We start from the raw sequence: 13,756 nt of genomic DNA, 5'->3' as shown, positions 1-13,756 counted from the left end.
ATGCCGGGGCCTTCGTGGTGGGCGATACTGGGATCGAACCAGTGACCTCTTCCGTGTCAGCGAACTTTGGTGTGCGCAGTCGCGCGCAGCCGAACGCAGCGGAACGAAACAAATGCCTGATTGCAGGCAACAACGGCCGCAACGAACCGCAGCGTGACGCAGTCCCGTGCAGCGCGGTTTCTGTGCTGCTTGCCCCCCGTTTTGCCCCCCGCGAACTCAGCTCGCCAGCGACGAAGGCAAGCGCGCAGGGGATCCGCGGCAGAAGCCAACACCCGACCGCCGGGGCTTCCCAGGCCATGTCGCCGCCTCGATCTCCAGCGATTCGGCGATACGGCCCGGCGTTCAGAGGAACGCCGCGACGATCACCGAAACGAGTAGGGTCACGCCGAGTAGTACCAGCACCCCGCCTGACCAGATCCGATGAAGGGCCCAACGCGACACCCCATAGGCGATGAGCGCGAACGCAGTGAGCCCAACGAACGTCAGGCTCCCGCCGATAGCCCATCCGCTGGCATCACCTTCGTCCGTCAGGGTGTATTGGAACACGGCAATCATCGCGATGATCGCGACTGCGACCGCCAGATAGATCATCCATTTCGCCGTTGTGCGCGTGACTCGAACCAGCCAGCCGCTCGGTAGGACGACTGAATCCCAGTCCCACCGTGGCCTCCAGCGAGCACGGTACATCGGCACGCGGGCGATGACCGCTGCGAGATCGGCTGGGTCGTCCGCGTCGTGCGGAATTCGGAGGAACACTCGTGTTGACTTCGCAGGAACGCCGCTTGCGGCCAACAGCCGCGCGAGCCGGTCTTGTTCAAGTGGGCTGGTCCAGCCATCGGAGATGATCCCCCATCGACCGGCCTGGTCAGGACACTCCAGCTCTCGGTAGAGTCCCGCGAGGGCCAGGCGTGAGCGGTACGGTGGCTGATCGCGCACTGCCTGCTCCCGCAGAAGATTGAGCGCGGCGCGGTAGTTTCCGCTCGCAGCGAGTTCACGCGCCCGGTCGATCTTGTCCACCCCGCCATCCTGCCGGATCGCTGTCGAGTCCCTGTCCCCGGCGTCACGCCAACCCGATAACGGCGATCTGTCGCCACGCATCCCGAAGGCCTCGGGCGACAGACCGGAAGACAAGGGCAGGAGTCCAGACGTGACCTCTTCCGCGCTGGAGGGTCGAAACCTGCCCCCCGTTTGCCCCCCGGTGGATCAAGTCCTGTCTAGGACAAACAGAAAACCCCCGGATGACCGGGGGTTTCGTGGTGGGCGATACTGGGATCGAACCAGTGACCTCTTCCGTGTCAGGGAAGCGCGCTACCGCTGCGCCAATCGCCCAAGTCGAGAACGGGGTTCTCAGGCTTGGAGGTGGATACGGGATTCGAACCCGTGTATACGGCTTTGCAGGCCGCTGCCTCGCCTCTCGGCCAATCCACCGTGTCTGGGTTCACCACCAAAGAACAGAAGGGGCTTTCGCCCCTACTGATCAGAGCGGATGACGAGACTCGAACTCGCGACCCTCACCTTGGCAAGGTGATGCGCTACCAACTGCGCCACATCCGCGTTGTCGCTGTTTCGGCGACAGAGAGACTCTAACGGATTCGGTGAACGAATCACAAACCGAGGGGGCCGCTTGGCCTGTTCGGCCCGGTCATCGCGAGAATCCATGCGTGTTTCCCGGGCGTGTCGAGGCCCGTCCGCGGTCGATTCCGCACCGCCCGGCCCGCCGATGTGCAATCGCCCGGTCGGGTCGGCTAGTATCGAGTCCGCGGTCACGACGAGATCGGAACCGCATCCCACATGGGCGATTGGCGCAGCTGGTAGCGCGCTTCCTTCACACGGAAGAGGTCGTCGGTTCGAGCCCGGCATCGCCCACCATGAGACCCCCGGTTCGCCGGGGGTTTTCCCGTTGAGGCGGCGTGCGCATCGGCTCGCAACCCCGTTGTCGCGACCTCGCGCCGGGGCTACCGTGGCTGGCGCACAGCGCGGCATCGGCGCCGCGCGCGACCGCGAGCGGAGGAACCATGACCGGTGAGGTGTCGTTCATCGAGTTCGGCGGGACGGATGCCATGACGGCGCGTTCGTTCTACGGGAAGCTGTTCGGCTGGTCGTTCGAGTCCGGCCCCGGCGGCGACGGGTACGCGATCGAGGGCGCCGGCGTTCCCGCGGGCGTCCACGGCGGCGACGAGGGCGCGTCGCCCTACGTCTTCTTCCGCGTCGACGACCTGGATGCCGCCGTCGCTGAGGTCATCCGCCTCGGGGGCTCGGTCGACGAGCTCCCCGGAGGCGACGACGAGGCCACCGCGGCGATCTACGGCGAGTTCCGGCTCTGCCGTGACGATCAGGGGTCGCCGTTCGGCCTGCATCGGCCGCCGCGCCACTGAGGCCGGCTCAGCGCCACCCGTACCGCTCGCCGAGGGCGCTCGCGATCCGCCCGTAGCGCGCGGCGTCGAGCGACGCCGCCTCGCGCCGCATCCCGCCCGACCGCACGCGGAACACGCGGTCGATCCGGGCCCAGCTCGCCCTGCCCGCGGCATCCCACGCGCCGTCGCCAAGGGCGACGAAGTCGCGGTCGCCGTCGTGCGGCTTGCTCGTGAGCTGCACCGCCAGGAAGTCCCCTCCCCCGGATGCCGCGACGATCGCGACCGGGCGGTCCTTGCCGCGTCCGTCGCGCTCCTCGTACGGCACCCATGTCCACACGATCTCGCCGGGATCGGGTTCGCCGTCACGCGACGGCGTGTACGCCAGGCGCACGCCCTTCAAGCGCCGAGGATCCACCTCGACGGTAGCCGACGGCCCCGCCTGCCCGGGCGAGAGCAACCCGGTGGAGACGGACGTCGACGCGCCCGCGGCATCCGTCGACGGTGCCTGCTGCCGGCCGCCGGTGAGGGACCTGAAGACGCGCCCGAGGGCGGTGAGGAAGCGGCTGGTGTCTGACACACCCGCACACTACCCCACCGCCCTCGCGGTGATTCAGCGTCCTCAGACGGTCTCGAGCTTGTAGCCCTCCTCGCCGTGCACGACGGTGTCGATGCCGGCGATCTCGTCCTCGTTCTTGACCCGGAAGCCGATGGTCTTCTGGATCGCGAAGCCGATGACCCAGGCGAGCACGAAGGAGTACACCAGGACCGCGACGGCGGCGATGGCCTGCACCAGCAGCTGCGTGAGGTTGCCGCTGTAGATGAAGCCGGTGCCGTTGGCGAAGAAGCCGAGGTAGAGCGTGCCGATGAGGCCGCCGACGAGGTGGATGCCCACCACGTCGAGCGAGTCGTCGAAGCCCCACTTGAACTTCAGGTCGATCGCGAGGGCGCAGACGGCGCCGGCGACCACGCCGAGCACGATCGCCCAGATCGGGGTGAGGAACGCACAGGCCGGGGTGATCGCGACGAGGCCGGCGACGGCACCCGACGCGGCGCCGATGGAGGTCGGCTTCCCGTCCTTGATCTTCTCCACGACGAGCCAGGCGAGCAGGGCCGCGGCAGGAGCGGCGAGCGTGTTGATCCAGGCGACCGCGGCGGTGCCGTCGGCGGCGAGCTCGGAGCCCGCGTTGAAGCCGAACCAGCCGAACCACAGGAGGCCGGCGCCGAGGAGGACGAACGGCGGGTTGTGGGGCACGTGCGCGCCCTTCGAGAAGCCGACGCGCTTGCCGAGCACGAGCGCGAGGGCGAGGGCCGCGGCACCGGCGTTGATGTGCACCGCGGTGCCACCGGCGAAGTCGAGCGCGCCGACACCGAAGAACTCCTGCATGCCGTAGGTGATCCAGCCGCCGTAGGCGAAGCTGCCGTCCTCGGCGAGGCCGAAGTTGAACACCCAGCTCGCGACCGGGAAGTAGACGATCGTCGCCCACAGGCCCGCGAAGATCATCCAGGCGCCGAACTTCGCTCGGTCGGCGATCGCGCCCGAGATGAGCGCGACGGTGATGATCGCGAAGGTCGCCTGGAAGCCGACGAAGGCGAGCGGCGGGTAGGCCGCGCCTTCAGGCGTCTCGAGCAGGCTCGACAGGCCGATCGCCGACCAGTCGATGGACCACGGCGGAACCAGGCCCTCCGCTCCGGGGAATGCGATCGCGTATCCGTAGATGACCCACAGCACGCCGATCAGGCCCATCGCGCCGAAGCTCAGCATCATCATGCTGATGACGCTCTTCGCCTTGACGAGGCCGCCGTAGAAGAACGCGAGTCCGGGGGTCATGAGCAACACGAGTGCTGCTGATATCAGTAGGAACGCGGTGTTGCCTTGATCCATCTCGAACCTCTCTCAGATGCAGGGGTTGGGGAAACCTGTGCGGCCCAGTCTCATGACGGGACGTTTCGAGAGGGATCGTCTTGTGTTTCGCGTTCGTTACGGACCGGGCCGCTCGCGTAAACAGCGTGTTTCGGCGCGCCGGGCAGGCGATGTGAATCGCGGTCGTCGGGAATGCGATCGGGTGCCCGATCAGGGGTGACGGATGCCGCCGGCGGAGGCCGTGGCATCCGTGTGCGAACGGCGCGATCGGATGCCGCGGCGCCGCTCAGTCGTGCGGCGGCAGCTCGCCAGTGGTGAGCGCGATCATGCGGCTCATCGCGCGGAGGTACTTCTTGCGGTAGCCGCCGGCCATCATCTCGTCGTCGAAGACCTGGTCGAGCGGGAGCCCGCTCGCGAGGATCGGGACCTCGGCGTCGTACACGCGGTCGATGAAGGCCACGAGGCGCAGGGCCGCGTTCTGGTTCGACAGCTGGTGCACGCCCTCGAGGCCGATGAACTCGACGCCCTCGATGAGCTTGATGTACTTCGACGGGTGCACCGTCGCGAGGTGCGCGATGAGGTCGTCGAATCCGTCGAGCGAGACGGCGTGGCCGCGGGCCGCGAGCACCTCGGTCGCGTGGGTCACCGCGGCGTCGTCGCCCATGGCCTCGGCATGGCCCTCGGTGTCGCGGCGGCGGTAGTCGAGGCCGTCGATGCGCAGCGTCTCGAAGTTCGACGAGAGGGCGTGGATCTCCCGGAGGAAGTCGGCGGCCGCGAACCGACCCTCGCCGAGCGCGTTCGGCGGGGTGTTCGACGTCGCGGCCACGCGCGTGCCGCCGGCCATGAGCTCGCCGAGGAACCGCGTCATGAGCATGGTGTCGCCCGGGTCGTCGAGCTCGAACTCGTCGATGCAGACGAGGCGCGCGCCGCGCAGGAGCTCGACCGCGTTGGCGTAGCCGAGCGCACCGACGAGCGCGGTGTACTCGATGAACGTGCCGAAGTACTTCGGGCCGTGCGCGACGTGCCAGAGCGCCGCGAGGAGGTGCGTCTTGCCCACGCCGAAGCCGCCGTCGAGGTAGACGCCGGGGAGCTCGATGCGCGCCGGGCGCTTGCGCGAGAAGAAGCCGCCGGGCCGCTGCGCGGCCCGCCAGGCGCCCGCGAACTCGTTCAGCCGGTCGAGTGCAGCCTGCTGCGAGGGGTAGTCGGGGTCGGGCCGATAGGATTCGAAGGTCGCGTGCTCGAACTGCGGCGGCGGCACCAGCTCCGAGGCGATCTCGCCGGCCGAGATCGACGGGTTCCGCTCGACGAGGCGGATGAGGGCATGGCTCGCTGCCGTGGTCATGCTGGAGGGACTCCCGTATTGCACCGGATGACGGGCATGCTGACTTCCACCCGCACGCCGCGTAGATTCGAGGTGGACAGGTCACCAGCCTAGTCCGCTCCCCCGCACACCCCGTCCGACCGGACGATCCCAGGAGGTTCCCCATGCCCGCCGAGTTCGACTCCGCCGCGAAGTTCGCCGAGTACGCCCACCCCGAGCGTCTCGTGACCACCGACTGGCTCGCCGAGCGGCTCGGCCAACCCGGTCTCGTGGTCGTCGAGTCCGATGAGGACGTCCTGCTCTACGAGACGGGCCACATCCCGACCGCCGTCAAGATCGACTGGCACACCGACCTCAACGACCCGGTCGTGCGCGACTACATCGACGGCGAGCAGTTCGCCGCGCTCCTCGGCTCGAAGGGCATCTCGCGCGACACCACCGTCGTCATCTACGGCGACAAGAACAACTGGTGGGCCGCGTACGCGCTGTGGGTCTTCACCCTGTTCGGCCACGAGGACGTGCGCCTGCTCGACGGCGGCCGCGACCTCTGGATCGCCGAGGGCCGCCCGCTCACGACCGACGTCCCCGACGCGACCGCCGTGGAGTACCCCGTGGTGGAGCGCGACGACAGCGTCGTCCGCGCGTTCAAGGACGACGTGCTGGCCCACTTCGGCAACCCGCTCATCGACGTCCGCTCCCCCGAGGAGTACAACGGCGAGCGCACGAGTGCCCCGGCCTACCCCGAGGAGGGTGCGCTCCGCGCCGGCCACATCCCCACCGCGGCATCCGTGCCGTGGGCTCGTGCCGCCGCGCCCGACGGCACCTTCAAGACCCGTGAGGAGCTCGACGCGATCTACCGCGGCGAGGCCGGCCTGCAGGACGGCGACGACGTGATCGCCTACTGCCGCATCGGCGAGCGCTCGAGCCACACCTGGTTCGTGCTCGCGCACCTGCTCGGCTTCGAGAAGGTCCGCAACTACGACGGCTCGTGGACCGAGTGGGGCAGCGCCGTGCGCGTGCCGATCGTCTCCGGCGCCGAGCGCGGCGAGGTCCCGACCCGCTAGACCTCCGCCTGAACCGCTCGGCAGGCCGGGCGGGCGGGGTCGCGCGTTCGTGATGGGAGAATGGAACCGATGGACGCCACGACCCTCCCCGCCCCGCTCGCCGAGACCCGCGAGGACTTCCTCGCGCTCGGCGTCAAGGACCGCCTGCAGCTGCTGCTCGAGTTCTCGAACGAGCTGCCCGAGCTGCCCGAGCGGTATCGCGACCACCCCGACCTCCTCGAGAAGGTCGAGGAGTGCCAGTCGCCCGTCTACATCTTCGTCGAGGTGGTCGACGGTCACGTGCACCTGCACGCGACGGCGCCCGCCGAGTCGCCCACCACGCGCGGCTTCGCGTCGATCCTCGTGCAGGGCCTCGACGGCCTCACGGTCGACGAGGTGCTCGACGTGCCCGCCGACTACCCGCAGTCGCTCGGCCTCGCCGAGGCGGTGTCGCCGCTCCGGGTCCGCGGCATGACCGGCATGCTCGGTCGCGTGAAGCGCCAGGTGCGGGCGCGCGTCGCCGCCGCCTGACCTGAACGGATGCCGCAGCGCCGCGTCGCGGCATCCGCTGCGTGCCGCGTGCCTCGGCCCGCCTAGCCCGTGATCTCGGCCTCGTCGGCCAGCCGCTTCGCGTCGAGCGAGCTGCGCTCGAGCCAGCCCCGCACGAGCTCCGTCCAGCGGTCGGTGTCGTGGTTCCACAGCTTCGTGTGACGCGCGCCCTCGAACTCCTCGAACTGCACGAGGTCGGGCCGCGCGGCCGCGAGCCGGCGTGAGCCGTCGATCGGCACGAAGCCGTCGTCGACGCTGTGCATGAGCAGGATCGGCACCGGCAGTTCCTCCGCGCGCGCGACGGGGTCGAGATCGTCGACGTCGATGGGCGCGGCGACGCCGGTCAGCCCGCCACTCCAGGGGCCGCCGAGCACGCGCGCCACGGCGTCGCCGAGGCCGCGCGGGAAGCCGAGCGCCTGCCCCTGGAAGCGCAGGATGTCGACCCAGTCGATCGCCGGCGAGTCGAGGATGAGGCCGACGAGCCGTTCGCGCACGGCGGCCGAGCGCAGCACGGCCTGCAGCGAGATCGCGCCGCCCATCGACCAGCCCATGAGGACGATCCGCTCGGCGCCGTGGTCCTCGGCGTAGCGTACGGCGGCGACGACGTCGGCCCATTCGGTGCCGCCGAGGCCGTATCGGCGGTCCTCGCTCTCGGGCGCCTCGCCGTCGTTGCGGTACGAGATGAGGAGGGAGTTCCAGCCCGCCTCCCGGGCGGGATCCACGGCGCGCAGCGTCTCCTGGCGCTTCGCACCGCGCCCGTGCACCTGGATCACCCAGCGGTCCGTCGGCGTCGCCGCCGGGACGAACCACGCGGGCGCCGGACCGAGCGGCGTCTCCACCACGACGTTCTCGTACTCGTGCCCGAGCTCCCAGGGCCCGAGGTGATACCAGCCGCTGACCCGGCCGTGGGCCGCGCGGTCGAGCCGTCCGAAGTCGACCGACTCGACGCGCCGGCGCACGACGCGCTCGTCCTCCTCGATCACGTCGCCCATGCGCGCATAGCCCGAGTCGTGCTCGAACCAGAGGCCGTAGCGGCCGTGCATGCGGGTCTCGTCGGATGCCGCGAGCGCGACCTCTCCGGCGGCGAGGTCCACACCCACGATGCGCTCCTCGTCGGGTCGCGTCGTCGGCGGGATCACCACGCGCCGGGCATACGCCACCGTGACGACCGCGGCCACGGTCGCGACGGCTGCGGTGAGCATTCCGACGGCCACCGCGGCCAGTCCGAGCGTTCCCACCGCACCGGTGCGTCGACCCATCCGTGCCCTCCCTCGCGAAGGTGTCGTCCGTGTGGCATGCGATGCGGCGTGCCGCCGCCATGACCCCTGTTCGAGAGCCTAGTCTGCACTCGTGCCCGACTCCTCGACGCATCGGCCCCCCGAGTTCGAGGCTGCACTCGAGGCGTTTCGAGCGGCCTCGCTGCGGCCCGAGCTGCGCGTGTCGGAGATCCCCGCACCCGGCTCGCTCGCCCCGTGGGCGGCGGCGCTCTCGGCCGATGTCGGCACCGGCCGCCACGGCGACGACTCCGACCTCGGCACCGGGCGCTTCGTGCTGCTCTACGACCCCGACGAGCCCGAGGCATGGGGCGGGCGCTTCCGGGTGGTCTGCTTCGCCCAGGCGCCCCTCGAGACCGACATCGGCCTCGACCCCTTCCTCGCGGATGTCGCGTGGTCGTGGCTCGTCGACGCACTCGATGCCCGGGGCGCCCGGTACATCGCCGCCTCGGGCACCGCGACCAAGATCCTGTCCACCGGATTCGGCGAGCTGGCCCGCCAGGGCGACGGCGCCCAGATCGAGGTCCGCGCCTCGTGGACGCCCCTCGATGCCGCCGTGGGCCCGCATGTGGAAGGCTGGGGAGAGTTGTTGTGCATGCTCGCGGGGCTGCCGCCTCGATCCGAGGGGGTGACCGCCCTGCCCCGACGGAGGACCAAGCGTGGATGAATTCCGGGTGATCGAGTCGCCCGCCGACTTCGAGGACGCGGTGCGGCGACTCGCCGACGGCGAGGGTCCGGTCGCGGTCGACGCCGAGCGCGCGAGCGGATTCCGCTATTCGCAGCGCGCCTACCTCATCCAGATGTATCGCCGCGGCTCGGGCACGTTCCTGTTCGATCCGCCCCGGATCCCCGACTTCACCTCGCTCGAGGACGCCGTCCACGCCGAGGAGTGGGTGCTGCACGCCGCGAGCCAGGACCTCGCCTGCCTCCGCGAGGTCGGACTCGACCCCGACCACATCTTCGACACCGAGCTCGCGGCCCGGCTGCTCGGGATGCCGCGCGTCGGCCTAGCCTCGGTCGTCGAGGAGCTGCTCGGCATCAAGCTCGCGAAGGAGCATTCGGCCGCCGACTGGTCGACCCGGCCGCTGCCGCAGTCGTGGCTCACCTACGCCGCGCTCGACGTCCAGCTCCTCGTCGACGTCCGCGATCGGCTCGCCGAGCGCCTCGAGGAGACCGGCAAGGCCGACCTCGCAGGCCAGGAGTTCGACGCGGTGCTCAATCGTGAGGCGAAGCCGGCCGCTGCCGAGCCGTGGCGCCGCCTCTCGGGCATCCACGGCCTGCGCAATCCGCGCAACCTCGCCGTCGCCCGTGAGCTCTGGCTCGCGCGCGACGCCCGCGCCTCCGAGCTCGATGTCGCCCCGGGTCGCATGGTGCCCGATGCCTCGATCCTCGCCGTCGCGAAGGTCCTCCCCCAGTCCCGCCGCGCGCTGGCCGACCTCCGCGAGTTCACCGGCCGTGCGAGCCGCTCAGAGCTCGACCGCTGGTGGACCGCCGTCGAGACCGGCCTCGCCACGAGCCAGCTCCCCGCCGTGCGCGTGCCGAGCGACTCACCGCCCCCGCCGCGCGCGTGGGCGATGCGCAACCCCGAGGCCGACGCCCGCCTCCGGCTCGCGAAGGCCGGCGTGACCGAGGTGGCCGAGCGGCTCGAGATGCCGGTGGAGAACCTGCTCACGCCCGACCACCTGCGCCGCGTCGCCTGGCAGCCGCCGGCGGATCCCGGCCCGGCGGGAATCGGCGCGGCACTCTCGGCCCTCGGCGCGCGCCCGTGGCAGGTTGCGGAAACCGCACAGATCATCGCCGACGCCTTTGTGGAGGCGTCACAATCGGTGCAAGACGCCGCCAGCGACGGATCGTAGGTTCCGTCAAGCGATTCCGCGCGGCTCCGGAGCATTCCTAGGATCGAATCATCCTCTGATCGAAACGGAGCTGCAGCGTGGCTGAACGAGCTGATGTCGTGTTCGTCGATGGGGTCCGCACCCCGTTCGGACGAGCCGGCGACAAGGGCATGTACTGGAACACGAGGGCCGACGACCTCGCCGTGAAGGCGATCACCGGACTCCTCGAGCGCAACCCGAACCTGCCCAAGGATCGTGTCGACGACGTGGCCATCGCCGCCACGACGCAGACGGGCGACCAGGGACTCACCCTCGGCCGCACCGCCGCGATCCTCGCGGGCCTGCCGCTCAGCGTGCCGGGCTTCGCCATCGACCGCATGTGCGCCGGCGCCATGACCGCCGTGACCACCACCGGCTCGGGCATCGGCTTCGGCCAGTACGACGTCGTCATCGCCGGCGGCGTGGAGCACATGGGCCGCCACCCGATGGGCCTCGACGCCGACCCCAACCCCCGGTTCCTGGCCGAGAAGCTCGTGAACCCCGACGCGCTCAACATGGGCACGACGGCCGAGCGCCTCCACGACCGCTTCCCCGAGCTCACGAAGGAGCGCAGCGACCGCTTCGGCATGCGCAGCCAGCAGAAGGTGCAGGCCGCGTACGACGCCGGGCACATCCAGCCCGACCTCGTCCCCGTGGCGCTGCGCACCGACCAGGGCTGGGGCCTCGCGACGGAAGACGAGGGCCGTCGTCCCGAGACCACCATGGACGGCCTCGCCACCCTCAAGACTCCATTCCGGCCGCACGGCCGAGTGACGGCGGGCAACGCGTCCCCGCTCACCGACGGCGCCACGGCCGCGATCCTGGCCAGCTCGGATGCCGCGAAGGAGCTCGGCCTCTCGGTCAAGATGCGCATGGTGAGCTTCGGCTTCGCCGGCGTCGAGCCCGAGGTCATGGGCATCGGCCCGATCCCCTCGACCGAGAAGGCGCTCAAGAACGCCGGCCTCACGATCGACGACATCGGCCTCTTCGAGCTCAACGAGGCGTTCGCCGTGCAGGTGCTGAGCTTCCTCGACCACTTCGGCATCGACGACGAGGACCCGCGCGTGAACCCATGGGGCGGCGCCATCGCGATCGGCCACCCGCTCGCCGCGTCGGGCGTGCGCCTCATGCTCCAGCTCGCCCGCCAGTTCGAGCAGCACCCCGAGGTGCGCTACGGCCTCACCGCCATGTGCGTCGGCCTCGGGCAGGGCGGCAGTGTCATCTGGGAGAACCCGCACCACAAGCGCTACGGAAAGGGCCGCTGAGCGACATGACCGACTACTCGAAGATCGACTTCTCCGAGCTGGCGGCCGCGTTCGCCGACGACGAGGTCGTCACGCACTCGTACGTGCGCGACATCCGCCTGCCGTCCGGACGCGTGCTCGCGCTCATCACGCTCGACAACGACCGCGACCACACGCGCCCGTCGACGCTCGGCCCCGTGACGATGCTCGAGCTCGGCGACCGGCTCGACGAGCTGCAGGCGCGGGCCGCAGCCGGCGAGATCCAGGCCGTCGCGATCACCGGCAAGCCGTACTTCCTCGCCGCGGGCGCCGACCTCTCGAAGGTGGGCGAGATCCCGAGCCGCGACATGGCGCTGAAGATGGGCCAGCTCGGCCACATGGTCTTCGGCAAGCTCGGCGAGCTCGGCGTGCCGTCGTTCACGTTCATCAACGGGCTCGCCCTCGGCGGCGGCCTCGAGGTCGCGCTGAACTCCGACTACCGCACCGTGGATGCCTCGGCGCCGGCCATCGCCCTGCCCGAGGTGTTCCTCGGCATCGTGCCCGCCTGGGGCGGTGCTTACCTCCTGCCGAACCTCATCGGCATCGAGAACGCCCTGCGCGTGGTCGTCGAGAATCCGCTGAAGAACAACCGCATGCTGAAGGCGAAGGATGCCCTCGACCTCGGCATCGCCGATGCGATGTTCTCGCCGGTGAACTTCCTCGAGGACTCGCTGAAGTGGGCCGACGGCGTGCTCGGCGGCACCATCACGGTGAAGCGCCCCAATGTCCCGGGCAAGCTCGAGCGGCTCGCCAAGTGGGACATCGCGATCAACATCGCCCGCAAGAGCCTCGAGGGCAAGATCGGCACGACCGCGAAGTCCCCGTACGTGGCGCTCGACCTGCTGAAGGCCGCCAAGGGCGGCACGAAGGCCGACGCGTTCGCGCGCGAGGACGAGGCGCTCGCCGACCTCGTCGCCGGCGACCAGTTCGTGGCGTCGATCTACGCGTTCAACCTCGTGCAGAAGCGCGCGAAGAGGCCGGCCGGTGCGCCCGCCAAGGAGCTCGCCCGCAAGGTCACCAAGGTCGGCATCATCGGCGCCGGCCTCATGGCCAGCCAGTTCGCGCTGCTGTTCGTGCGTCGCCTGCAGATCCCCGTGGTCATCACCGACCTCGACCAGGCCCGCGTCGACAAGGGCATCGCGTACATCCACGACGAGATCGGAACGCTCGAGCAGAAGGGCCGCATCGACGCCGACGAGGCCAACCGCCTCCGCGCGCTCGTGAGCGGCACGACCGACAAGGCCGACTTCGCCGACTGCGACTGGGTCATCGAGGCCGTCTTCGAGGACCTCGCCGTCAAGCAGCAGGTGTTCGCCGAGGTCGAGCCGCACCTGTCGGAGACCGCGATCCTCGCGACGAACACGTCGTCGCTCTCGGTCGAGCAGATCGGCGCGAAGCTCGCCCACCCCGAGCGCGTCGTCGGCTTCCACTTCTTCAACCCGGTGGCGGTCATGCCGCTCCTCGAGATCGTGAAGGCCCCGGCCACCGATGACGCGACGCTCGCGACGGCGTTCGCCGTCGCCGCGAAGCTCAGGAAGAGCGCCGTGCTCACCGCCGACGCTCCCGGGTTCGTCGTGAACCGCCTGCTCGCGAAGGTCATGGGCGAGGCCGCGCGCGCCGTCGACGAGGGCACCCCGGTGCCGGTCGTCGAGCAGGCGCTCGCGCCGATCGGCCTGCCGATGGGCCCGTTCGAGCTCATCGACCTCGTCGGCTGGGCCGTCGCAGCCCACGTGCAGGACACCATGGTCCGCGAGTTCCCCGAGCGGTTCTACTCCTCGGAGAACCTGCACGCGCTCGCGAAGCTCGGCGGCCCCGTCGTCGAGAAGGACAAGCACGGCAAGGTGACCGACCTCTCGAAGGACGCCAAGAAGGCGATCACCGTCGGCAAGTCCCCCGTCGATGAGGCGACCATCCTGCGTCGCGTCGAGGACGAGCTCGCCCGCGAGATCAAGCTCATGCTCGACGAGGAGGTCGTCGCGGCGGCCGAGGACATCGACCTGTGCCTCATCCTCGGCGCGGGCTGGCCGTTCCAGGCGGGCGGGGCGACCCCCTACCTCGACCGCGTCGGCGCGTCCGAGCGCGCATTCGGCGACACGTTCCACCACCCGCCCATCCGCGGGGTCGGCGCGAAGCAGGCCGCGGCGGTCGCGTAGCATCTGTCGCTCTCGAACGGCCCTCGGCTCACGCCGGGGGCCGT

The 13,756-nt window shown here is 70.2% G+C and carries 12 protein-coding genes and 4 tRNA genes; 8 read left to right on the top strand and 8 right to left on the bottom strand.

Annotated features, from left to right (window positions below; genetic code table 11):
• Positions 1-342: 342 nt before the first annotated feature.
• The 4 genes from ACWGO8_RS16945 to ACWGO8_RS16930 all read right to left on the bottom strand — a co-directional run bounded on the left by ACWGO8_RS16945 (position 343) and on the right by ACWGO8_RS16930 (position 1,554).
• Positions 343-1,017: a hypothetical protein gene (locus ACWGO8_RS16945; protein ID WP_452044157.1), complete on the bottom strand. Its 675-nt coding sequence runs from the start codon at positions 1,015-1,017 to the stop codon at positions 343-345.
• Positions 1,018-1,254: 237 nt separating this feature from the next.
• Positions 1,255-1,329, bottom strand: a tRNA-Val gene (locus tag ACWGO8_RS16940).
• 25 nt (positions 1,330-1,354) lie between these two features.
• Positions 1,355-1,428, bottom strand: a tRNA-Cys gene (locus ACWGO8_RS16935).
• Positions 1,429-1,481: 53 nt separating this feature from the next.
• Positions 1,482-1,554: transfer RNA gene (locus ACWGO8_RS16930), tRNA-Gly, on the bottom strand.
• A 239-nt stretch (positions 1,555-1,793) separates the two neighbouring features.
• Here ACWGO8_RS16930 and ACWGO8_RS16925 point away from each other — a divergent pair.
• Positions 1,794-1,869: transfer RNA gene (locus ACWGO8_RS16925), tRNA-Val, on the top strand.
• Between the two features lie 146 nt (positions 1,870-2,015).
• Positions 2,016-2,375 carry a VOC family protein gene (locus ACWGO8_RS16920; RefSeq protein ID WP_452044156.1) on the top strand — a complete coding sequence of 120 codons (360 nt, stop codon included), beginning with the start codon at positions 2,016-2,018 and terminating at the stop codon, positions 2,373-2,375.
• 7 nt (positions 2,376-2,382) lie between these two features.
• Here ACWGO8_RS16920 and ACWGO8_RS16915 read toward each other — a convergent pair whose 3' ends face one another.
• The 3 genes from ACWGO8_RS16915 to zapE all read right to left on the bottom strand — a co-directional run bounded on the left by ACWGO8_RS16915 (position 2,383) and on the right by zapE (position 5,557).
• Entirely contained in the window at positions 2,383-2,931 is a 549-nt protein-coding gene (locus ACWGO8_RS16915) for a type II toxin-antitoxin system PemK/MazF family toxin (RefSeq protein WP_452044155.1), read from the bottom strand.
• Positions 2,932-2,973: 42 nt separating this feature from the next.
• Positions 2,974-4,236 carry an ammonium transporter gene (locus tag ACWGO8_RS16910; protein WP_452044154.1) on the bottom strand — a complete coding sequence of 421 codons (1,263 nt, stop codon included), beginning with the start codon at positions 4,234-4,236 and terminating at the stop codon, positions 2,974-2,976.
• Positions 4,237-4,501: 265 nt separating this feature from the next.
• A complete protein-coding gene (gene zapE, locus ACWGO8_RS16905; protein ID WP_452044153.1) occupies positions 4,502-5,557 on the bottom strand; it encodes a cell division protein ZapE in 1,056 nt (351 codons plus the stop codon).
• Between the two features lie 143 nt (positions 5,558-5,700).
• Between zapE and ACWGO8_RS16900 the strand changes: the two genes are divergently transcribed.
• Together ACWGO8_RS16900 and ACWGO8_RS16895 are read left to right on the top strand one after the other, a co-directional pair.
• Entirely contained in the window at positions 5,701-6,600 is a 900-nt protein-coding gene (locus ACWGO8_RS16900) for a sulfurtransferase (protein WP_452044152.1), read from the top strand.
• A 69-nt stretch (positions 6,601-6,669) separates the two neighbouring features.
• Positions 6,670-7,110 carry a SufE family protein gene (locus tag ACWGO8_RS16895; RefSeq protein WP_452044151.1) on the top strand — a complete coding sequence of 147 codons (441 nt, stop codon included), beginning with the start codon at positions 6,670-6,672 and terminating at the stop codon, positions 7,108-7,110.
• 62 nt (positions 7,111-7,172) lie between these two features.
• On the opposite strand, the gene ACWGO8_RS16890 is transcribed toward ACWGO8_RS16895, so the two are convergent.
• Positions 7,173-8,387, bottom strand: coding sequence for an alpha/beta hydrolase family protein (locus tag ACWGO8_RS16890; RefSeq protein ID WP_452044150.1), 1,215 nt, complete (start codon positions 8,385-8,387; stop codon positions 7,173-7,175).
• 91 nt (positions 8,388-8,478) lie between these two features.
• On the opposite strand from ACWGO8_RS16890, the gene ACWGO8_RS16885 reads away from it, so the two are divergent.
• The 4 genes from ACWGO8_RS16885 to ACWGO8_RS16870 all read left to right on the top strand — a co-directional run bounded on the left by ACWGO8_RS16885 (position 8,479) and on the right by ACWGO8_RS16870 (position 13,712).
• A complete protein-coding gene (locus tag ACWGO8_RS16885; RefSeq protein WP_452044149.1) occupies positions 8,479-9,069 on the top strand; it encodes a DUF3000 domain-containing protein in 591 nt (196 codons plus the stop codon).
• Positions 9,062-10,258 (top strand): ribonuclease D, encoded by a 1,197-nt coding sequence (locus tag ACWGO8_RS16880; protein WP_452044148.1) that lies wholly within the window; start codon positions 9,062-9,064, stop codon positions 10,256-10,258. Before ACWGO8_RS16885 ends, ACWGO8_RS16880 begins: the two co-directional genes overlap by 8 nt.
• A gap of 77 nt (positions 10,259-10,335) precedes the next feature.
• Positions 10,336-11,541 carry a thiolase family protein gene (locus tag ACWGO8_RS16875; RefSeq protein WP_452044147.1) on the top strand — a complete coding sequence of 402 codons (1,206 nt, stop codon included), beginning with the start codon at positions 10,336-10,338 and terminating at the stop codon, positions 11,539-11,541.
• Positions 11,542-11,546: 5 nt separating this feature from the next.
• Positions 11,547-13,712: a 3-hydroxyacyl-CoA dehydrogenase NAD-binding domain-containing protein gene (locus tag ACWGO8_RS16870; protein WP_452044146.1), complete on the top strand. Its 2,166-nt coding sequence runs from the start codon at positions 11,547-11,549 to the stop codon at positions 13,710-13,712.
• Positions 13,713-13,756: the final 44 nt, after the last annotated feature.

This window comes from Agromyces sp. NPDC055661 (genome assembly GCF_053618135.1).
The sequence above is the reverse complement of the archived record's forward strand: the minus strand, read 5'-3'. Positions and strand labels throughout refer to the sequence as shown.